The organism is Novosphingobium lindaniclasticum LE124 (genome assembly GCF_000445125.1).
GTDB lineage: Bacteria > Pseudomonadota > Alphaproteobacteria > Sphingomonadales > Sphingomonadaceae > Novosphingobium > Novosphingobium lindaniclasticum.
Genome location: NZ_ATHL01000150.1, coordinates 1 through 5,186, shown reverse-complemented (window position 1 = coordinate 5,186; position 5,186 = coordinate 1). Strand labels below are relative to the sequence as shown.

The 5,186-nt window shown below is 59.9% G+C and carries 8 protein-coding genes and 1 pseudogene; 4 read left to right on the top strand and 5 right to left on the bottom strand.

Features of this window, described 5'->3' with window-relative positions; genetic code table 11:
- A partial coding sequence (locus L284_RS45100) for an IS1634 family transposase (RefSeq protein ID WP_021236014.1) occupies positions 1 to 1,008 on the bottom strand: 1,008 nt, incomplete at its 3' end.
- A gap of 491 nt (positions 1,009 to 1,499) precedes the next feature.
- Here L284_RS45100 and L284_RS45095 point away from each other — a divergent pair.
- Positions 1,500 to 1,862, top strand: coding sequence for a response regulator (locus L284_RS45095; protein ID WP_021236013.1), 363 nt, complete (start codon positions 1,500 to 1,502; stop codon positions 1,860 to 1,862).
- 93 nt (positions 1,863 to 1,955) lie between these two features.
- On the opposite strand, the gene L284_RS48315 is transcribed toward L284_RS45095, so the two are convergent.
- Both L284_RS48315 and L284_RS48905 read right to left on the bottom strand, forming a co-directional pair.
- Positions 1,956 to 2,102 carry a hypothetical protein gene (locus L284_RS48315; RefSeq protein WP_160172155.1) on the bottom strand — a complete coding sequence of 49 codons (147 nt, stop codon included), beginning with the start codon at positions 2,100 to 2,102 and terminating at the stop codon, positions 1,956 to 1,958.
- Positions 2,103 to 2,131: 29 nt separating this feature from the next.
- A complete protein-coding gene (locus L284_RS48905; protein WP_407635860.1) occupies positions 2,132 to 2,332 on the bottom strand; it encodes a S1 domain-containing protein in 201 nt (66 codons plus the stop codon).
- Between L284_RS48905 and L284_RS49140 the strand changes: the two genes are divergently transcribed.
- The 3 genes from L284_RS49140 to L284_RS45080 all read left to right on the top strand — a co-directional run bounded on the left by L284_RS49140 (position 2,240) and on the right by L284_RS45080 (position 3,822).
- On the top strand, positions 2,240 to 2,527 hold the full coding sequence (locus L284_RS49140; RefSeq protein WP_021236012.1) for a hypothetical protein: 288 nt from the start codon (positions 2,240 to 2,242) through the stop codon (positions 2,525 to 2,527). The two genes, L284_RS48905 and L284_RS49140, sit on opposite strands and share 93 nt — an antisense overlap.
- A 178-nt stretch (positions 2,528 to 2,705) precedes the next feature.
- Positions 2,706 to 2,879, top strand: a complete 174-nt coding sequence (locus tag L284_RS48470) for a hypothetical protein (protein WP_167663617.1) — start codon at positions 2,706 to 2,708, stop codon at positions 2,877 to 2,879.
- Positions 2,880 to 3,450: 571 nt separating this feature from the next.
- On the top strand, positions 3,451 to 3,822 hold the full coding sequence (locus L284_RS45080; protein WP_021236009.1) for a hypothetical protein: 372 nt from the start codon (positions 3,451 to 3,453) through the stop codon (positions 3,820 to 3,822).
- A gap of 48 nt (positions 3,823 to 3,870) precedes the next feature.
- On the opposite strand, the gene istB is transcribed toward L284_RS45080, so the two are convergent.
- The gene (istB, locus tag L284_RS45075; RefSeq protein ID WP_021235954.1) at positions 3,871 to 4,740 is read right to left on the bottom strand and encodes an IS21-like element helper ATPase IstB; all 870 of its coding nucleotides are present in this window, start codon (positions 4,738 to 4,740) and stop codon (positions 3,871 to 3,873) included.
- A pseudogene (locus tag L284_RS45070) lies at positions 4,737 to 5,186 on the bottom strand (IS21 family transposase); the annotation flags it as partial. The pseudogene L284_RS45070 and the gene istB, both read right to left, overlap by 4 nt.

Here is a 5,186-nt window from a genome sequence, read left to right as displayed (position 1 = left end):
CTTGACCCACAGCTGAGTGTCTCCTGCCTGCCGCTCGAGAACCAGGGGCACCATCGGGGCCGTGTCGTTCAGCACGACCTCGCGGATGACGCTGCTTGTGCGCTCTCGCGCACCCAGGATGTATTCCATGCCCAGCTCTTCAAGGGCGGCGATCGTATCGGCGCTGATCATGCCGCGATCGGCCACAACGCACGAGCGGGTGATGCCGAAGCGGGTGCGCAGGCGCGTGACGATGGGCATGAGTACCTTCACGTCGGCCGTGTTGCCCGGGACCATCTCGGTACAGATCGGACGCCCCTGGGCATCGATCACGACGGCCAGGATCAGCTGAGCAAGCTCGGGCCGGTGGTCCTTGGAATGACCGCGCCGTCCCAGCGTGTCGCCGCCGGCGCCGTAGAACGAGAGCGACGTCGTATCCATGAATACAAGACTGAGGTCGGTGAACAGGTCCCGGCGGCGATCGAACAGCTTCTCCTCGATCACGTCTTTCACACAGCGAGGTGCCAATCCCCCCTCTGCCTTCTCCTCGATCTCCTCGCCGAGCCAGGCCATGGCGCGATAGAAGTGATGGAGGGCAAGATCCTCGCTGCCGTCGATGGCGTAGCTCTCCATCCAGTCCAGGCAGGCTCGGTCCGAGCCGGAGACGAACAGGCGGTGCAGTGTGGCGACGAATACGGCGCGCTCAACGGCAAAGCCGAACTGGCGGCCTTCCAGCACCTCTTCCAGTACCGCATCGACACCAAGCCGCTGCCACAGGCGCCCGAACAGCAACGGGCCGCCAATCCTGCGAGCTGCGATCCGGCCTGCATCGATATCGGACAGAATGACGCTGCGTTCGGCGTGGCGGGCAATCGAGGCAGCCAGCCTGTCGAGTTCACCACTCGCGGCCAGCACATCCTTGCGGCCCAGAGCCTTGATCGTGCGCTGACGGACGGTTTTGCCCTCGCGCACACTCTCGACCAGGTAAAGATAGCGGTGCCCGCGAGCGACTCGTTCGACGACATACATGGCAAGGTTGTTACTACCTGCACGTGTGGAGAGAAACCAAACCGCCAGTTACACGCAAAATGTTGTTATCACACCCCATTTTGCCGCTAAATCCACTGCCAGCAAAATCAGCTACTTAACGCCTGACGTTCCCCGCATGTTCTGCCAGCACTGTTCAACTTGGGTCTCGCGAGCAGCGGGATCAAATTCCGATAATCCCATGACACATCTCCTGTGGCCCTGACGGCCATAGGGTAGAACTCTTCAAAGCAGGCGCGACCATTATCGCCGTTCAACAGCCAATTCGCGCTCCCAGATGCGGCAGGTCTGTTTCGTCATTCTGTGCGCCGCGACATACTTGCAAATTGGCCGAATATTTAAAGGAGACTGGAACTCATAGGCCCTGTCGCTGTTTTGCTGATTGGGTTCGATCGGAGCCTGCGAGCCTCGGCCCATGAAATCGGGACGGCAAGCCGGGCTGACTGCTGCGCCCCGCAGAAAGCCGTCTTTTCATGCCGCCTCTACCGATCGTGCTCGTTGTCGAGGATGAACCGATTATTTTGCTGGCCGCCTGCGAGATGGTCGAAAGCGCGGGATTCATTACGAGAGAAGCAGCGAACGCTACACGTGCTCTCAGAATCCTCGTGGAAAACCCTCCGATCGCGATCCTGTTTACCGACATAGACATGCCGGGCCCGATCGACGGCCTAGCATTGGCTTTTGAAGCACAGGCTCGCTGGCCGATGATCGGCATCATTATCACTTCGGGCCGCAGGCCGTTGGCTCGGCACGAGCTGCCTGCCGGCGCTATCTTCCTTGAAAAACCATACCTCGAACGGGCACTCACGGAGGCATTAGCGAACGTTCTCTCTTGAGTCGCGCTCGCGCAGGTCTTTGCGACGTCCATATAGCAGATTTGGATACGGCCCATCTGACGAGAGGGAGCGCCGGCTGAAGCCGGGTGCGGATCAATCGACCATGGCAGCGACAAGACGCCGCAATCGATCCCGGCTTAGCAGGCCGGTGGGCCGTTGAACCGGACCGTTATGTCCGGCGGCTGGTTGGTAGATGGCATTGTCGGGACGCTTTTCCGCGCCTTTGATGTTGATATGCATGTTTTCCTATGGTGCGGATTTTTCCGCGTTTATCTCCTGAAACCGCTGCGCCGTCTCGGCGGTTCTCCGGCTTGCTCCGGCGCCCTTTCACGAAACGCGATCCGGCCCTTCGAAAGATCGCAAGGCGTCATTTCGACATGTACGCGATCTCCTTCCATCGAGCGGATGCAGACCTGCGCATCTTGCCCGCAGTAGGCGATGATCTTGTGCTCATTATCGAGCAGAACCACGAAGCGGCCGATCGGGAATGGATTTCCTCGACAAAGCCTTCCGTCGGCGACTCTTCTTTGGTCGATCCACGGTGTCCCGAAATCGAGGGCACCCGCCGACATGCATGCGCAAAAGCGGCGGTCATGAGAGCCAAGCTGATGGCTGAAAAATCCTGCGCAAGCAGGCGCAAATTCGTCAAGAGCGTCGATTCGTAATCCTTATACATGATAAAATAAATTCTTCAATGCCGGTGATAATTTTTAAATATTTTATCAGTTCATGGAAACCTCTCGCGGAGTACGGTGAAATTCTGTAGAAGGAAAATATTGCCGGTCATTTTTGCATATCGGCGACTGAGAGACCAAGCGTGCTCCCGCAAAAAGGAGAGTCCGCATGGATCTCAATCAGCTACTCTATCACCATCAGATCGCGCTCATCGAATTTACCGCCCGCAGCAAGCGCAACCGTGATGCCGGGTCGCGGTTCGATCTGGTGTGCCATTATGCAACTAGGATCGCCCGGCTGCAAAAGGACATGGGGGTGGCGGCCTGCCCCCAATGGTTATGAACTGGCCATCGCGGAACCAATTTGCCTGCCTGAGGTCGCGCCCGACGAATATCCCGCCGTGCGGACGTCAATGGTATCGCATGCCGAGAGACGATCTGACCTTTCGGCGGCGCAGCGAGATATCCGATCTTGCGTTTACACTGCTGGGCGGCCGCGTGGCCGCACGGGATTTCCTGCTCGGTCCGGTCCCCGATCACGCATGCACCGTGCTTGAGATCGCAACCGGCTCCTCAATCGGACAGGCCCAGATAACCAGTATGCTCTGGAAGATCGCCGCGCGTCGGGTGCGACGGTATCAGTAGGAAATTCGAAATGGCAAGCGACGAAAAGCCCGCTCGGCCTGCTCGCGCGAAAGTGCGCTGGTCGGATCGCCCTAAACTGGCGCCAGATGCGGCAGGTCGCCAGGGGTTGGTGACGAGGCTGGCGCTTGAAGCATTCGGAAGCCGGGACAAGGCCATCGCCTATCTCAACACAGCTGCGGCAATCTCGGCGGACGACCGCTTGATCTCGCCGTGGAATCCGCGGAGGGCCTGGGCCGGGTGGAGCGCGCCCTTGCGGACCTTAGGCCTGCATGCTGATCCGCGCGGGATACGATATCGCTTTCACCTGTGAACAGCCTGTGCCGATGCTGGCGCACCTGAGCGTCCATGCTTCGCGCAACAAAGATCTGCGCACGCCGCAGCGCTTGTTCACAACGCCAGGTGTCCCGATTTACGACTACGTCGACAGCTTCGGCAACATCTGTACCCGCCTCGCCATTCCGGCCGGCGGCCTGACGCTGTCCTGCGGTTTTGTCATCGAGGATGATTTCCAGCCTGACCCGGTGGCACCGGAGGCATTGCAATCATCGATCGAGGCTTTGCCAGACGATGTGATGCTCTACCTTCTGGCGAGCCGTTACTGCGAGACGGACCGGCTGAGTGTAGCGCGACAAACAGGATGAGGATTGCGCGTCAATCAGGATGAGAATGTGATTGTCGCGGCGCGTCATTCAGTGCCGATTTTGCTTTTCGCTGGCAAGGATCTCGTTCTCATCCTGATTGTCGCGGATGGTCTCGAGGACTTTCGGAGTGGTGTAGGCGGCAGGACGTCCAGCCCCGGTGCGGCGGGCCTGAGCCGTGCGCCGGCGATAACTTTCCACGTTCATCTCGAAGATCGTGGCGTGATGCACGAGCCTGTCGACCGCAGCGAGCGTCATTGCCGGGTCCGGGAAGACGCGGTTCCATTCACCGAAGGGCTGGTTGGCGGTGATGAGCAGGGATCTGCGCTCATATCGGGCACTGATCAGTTCGAAGAGGACAGAGGTTTCCGCTTGGTCGCGTGAGACGTAGGCGAAGTCGTCGAGAATGAGCAGATGATATTTGTCGAGCTTGGCGATTGCGGATTCCAGCGTCAGTTCGCGGCGAGCCACCTGCAGACGTTGGACGAGGTCAGAGGTGCGGGTGAACAGTGCTCGCCAGCCTTTTTCCACCAATGCCAGGCCGATCGCCGCCGCCAGATGGCTTTTGCCGCCGCCTGGCGGGCCGAACAGGATGAGATTGGAACCCTGGTCGAGCCAACCATCGCCGGCGCACAGGGCCATGACCTGTGCCTTGGAGATCATCGGCACGGCCTCGAAGGCGAAGCAGTCCAACGTCTTGCCCGCCGGCAGGTGGGCTTCAGCCAGATGACGCCCGATCCGGCGACGATCGCGTTCGGCGAGTTCGTGTTCGGCGAGAGCTGCAAGGAACCGGCTCGCGGGCCATCCTTCCTTGTCCGCCTGGGCTGCAAAATCTCCCCAGATATGCTTAATGGTTGGCAAGCGCAGTTCATTGAGCATCAGGCCCAGGCGCTGTGCGTCGATCATGGGAGCCGTGCTCATGCCGCTTCTCCCTGTTCGATCAGCCCGTCGTAGATCGAGAGCGAGACCATCTCGACCACGACTTCGGGCAAAGTGGCGGGATCGGGGCTGAAGCGGGCCCGAAGTGCCGACAAGCATGGGATCCTGCGGATTGCCAGGTTCTCCTCCAGGACATGGGAGAGCTCCGCCTCGCAGGCGCGCTCGTGGGCCATGGCCAGAAGCTCGACCATGATCCGGCAGGCTTCTTTCTCGCCCACAGCTTCCAGCAAGTGCTCGAACATGAGGCGGTAGGGCGCACGGGGGAACAGGCTGTCACGATAGACCAATCCCCGCAGCGCCATCGGCTTGCGGCGCAGGGAATGAATGACATGGCGATAATCGACAACGTGGCCGTGCTTACCGTTCACACCGGCGCGGCCGCGCTGCAGGGTCATGAGCCTTGTGCCGCCGATGAAGACATCGAGACG